The organism is Salipiger sp. HF18, assembly GCF_011806505.1.
Lineage (GTDB): Bacteria > Pseudomonadota > Alphaproteobacteria > Rhodobacterales > Rhodobacteraceae > Salipiger > Salipiger thiooxidans.
Window position 1 is genome coordinate 1 of sequence record NZ_JAATOS010000588.1, and the last position, 2,254, is coordinate 2,254.

Here is a 2,254-nt window from a genome sequence, read left to right on the forward strand (position 1 = left end):
GGCTTGCCGCCGAGGCGGCGGCGCGGCGCGGGCTGGCGGTGCTGCTGGTCTCGGACGAGAACATGATGGGCACGCCGCGGGCCTGCCTGCGCGCCCGCAAGCTCTACCCGGCCCCGGGGCCGCGGCTGGCGCAGCTCCTGCGGGGCTTCGGCTCGGTCGAGCGCGCGGTGCTGCAGATCCGCTCGCCCGAGATGTGGTGGGCCTCATTGCTGGCCCACCTCGTGGCGCGCGGCATGGCGTTGCCCGAGCCGGGGCTGATCGACCATCTGATCGCGCAGCGGCGCGGCTGGCGCGAGGTGATCGCGGACCCGGGACCGAGTTGCTGGTCACGCCGTTCGAGCGTTTCGCCTCGCGGCCCGACCAGCTGCTGAAACGGACCACCGGCGTGCTGTTCACGTCGCCACTGCCCTCGGGCGGGATCTGGGCGCATCGCGGCCCCTCCCTGCCGGAGCTGCGCGCCCTGCTCGACGAGCGGGGCGAGGACGCATCGTCGCTGCCTGCCGGAGAGGGGCGCTGGATGCCCTTCACGCCGGTGCAGGCCGCCGACCTGCGCGAGAGATATGCCGACGACCTGTTCTGGCTGCGTGCCGGGGCGGACGGGCTGGCACGACTGACAGAGGACCCGGAGCCTGCGACGGCCAGCACGAACTGGCCGCCGGCTTCAAAGGAGAGAGGACGGGACGATGACGGCCAAACTGGACGATTGGCGCACTCTGGCTGAGAAGGAACTGCGGGGGCGCCCGCTCGACGATCTGACCTGGACCACGATCGAGGGGATCGAGGTCAAACCGATCTACACCCCCGCCGATGTCGAGGGGCTGCCGCAGGTCGGTGAACTGCCGGGCTTCGAGCCCTTCACCCGCGGCGTGAAGGCGACGATGTACGCCGGCCGGCCCTGGACCATCCGCCAGTACGCGGGCTTCTCCACCGCCGAGGAATCGAACGCCTTCTACCGCAAGGCGCTGGCCGCCGGTCAGCAGGGCGTCTCGGTGGCCTTCGACCTCGCGACGCACCGCGGCTACGACAGCGATCACCCGCGCGTGGTGGGCGACGTCGGCAAGGCGGGCGTGGCCATCGACTCGGTCGAGGACATGAAGGTGCTGTTCAGCGGCATCCCGCTGGACAAGGTGTCGGTCTCGATGACCATGAACGGCGCGGTGATCCCGGTGCTGGCGAACTTCATCGTCACCGGCGAAGAGCAGGGCCATGACCGGGCGCTGCTTTCGGGCACGATCCAGAACGACATCCTGAAAGAGTTCATGGTGCGGAACACCTACATCTATCCGCCCGAACCCTCGATGCGCATCATCGCCGACATCATCGAGTACACCTCGAACGAGATGCCGAAGTTCAACTCGATCTCGATTTCGGGCTACCACATGCAGGAGGCCGGCGCCTCTCTGGTGCAGGAGCTCGCCTACACGCTGGCGGACGGCAAGGAATACGTGAAGACCGCCATGGACGCCGGCATGGACATCGACAAGTTCGCCGGCCGGCTGTCGTTCTTCTTCGCCATCGGCAAGAACTTCTTCATGGAGATCGCCAAGCTGCGCGCCGCGCGGATGCTGTGGTCGCGCATCATGACCGAGCTCGGCGCCCGCGACGCCCGCTCCAAGATGCTGCGCACCCACTGCCAGACCTCGGGCGTCTCGCTGACCGAGCAGGACCCCTACAACAACGTCATCCGCACCGCCTACGAGGCGATGAGCGCAGTGCTCGGCGGCACCCAGTCGCTGCACACCAACGCGCTCGACGAGGCCATCGCGCTGCCGACCGAGTTCTCGGCCCGGATCGCGCGGAACACCCAGCTCATCCTGCAGGAAGAGACCGGCGTGACCAAGGTCGTCGACCCGATGGCGGGTTCCTACTACGTCGAGAAGCTGACCGCCGACCTCGCCGAGGCTGCGTGGAAGCTGATCGAGGAAGTGGACGAGATGGGCGGCATGACCAAGGCCGTGGCCAGCGGCATGCCCAAGCTGCGGATCGAGGAGACCGCCGCCAAGCGCCAGGCCGACATCGACCGCGGCAACGACGTGATCGTGGGGGTGAACAAGTACCGCCTCGCGAAGGAAGACGAGCTCGACATCCTCGACATCGACAACGCTAAGGTCCGCGAGGGCCAGGTCAGGTCGCTCGAGACCATCCGCGCGTCCCGTGACGGGGCCGCCTGCGACGCCGCGCTGGCCGAGCTGGAGCGGCGCGCGAAAGAGGGCGGCAACCTGCTCGAGGCCGCCGTCGAAGCCGCCCGCGCGCG

2 protein-coding genes and 1 pseudogene are annotated in these 2,254 nt (G+C 68.7%); all 3 read left to right on the forward strand.

Features of this window, described 5'->3' with window-relative positions; genetic code table 11:
• Positions 1–371, forward strand: a pseudogene (locus tag HC022_RS28650) (hypothetical protein); the annotation flags it as partial.
• Entirely contained in the window at positions 320–721 is a 402-nt protein-coding gene (locus HC022_RS28655) for a hypothetical protein (RefSeq protein ID WP_175583724.1), read from the forward strand. The pseudogene HC022_RS28650 and the gene HC022_RS28655, both read left to right, overlap by 52 nt.
• Positions 684–2,254: methylmalonyl-CoA mutase (scpA, locus tag HC022_RS24510; protein ID WP_167454132.1), on the forward strand; the 1,571-nt coding region annotated here is incomplete at its 3' end. The genes HC022_RS28655 and scpA, both read left to right, overlap by 38 nt.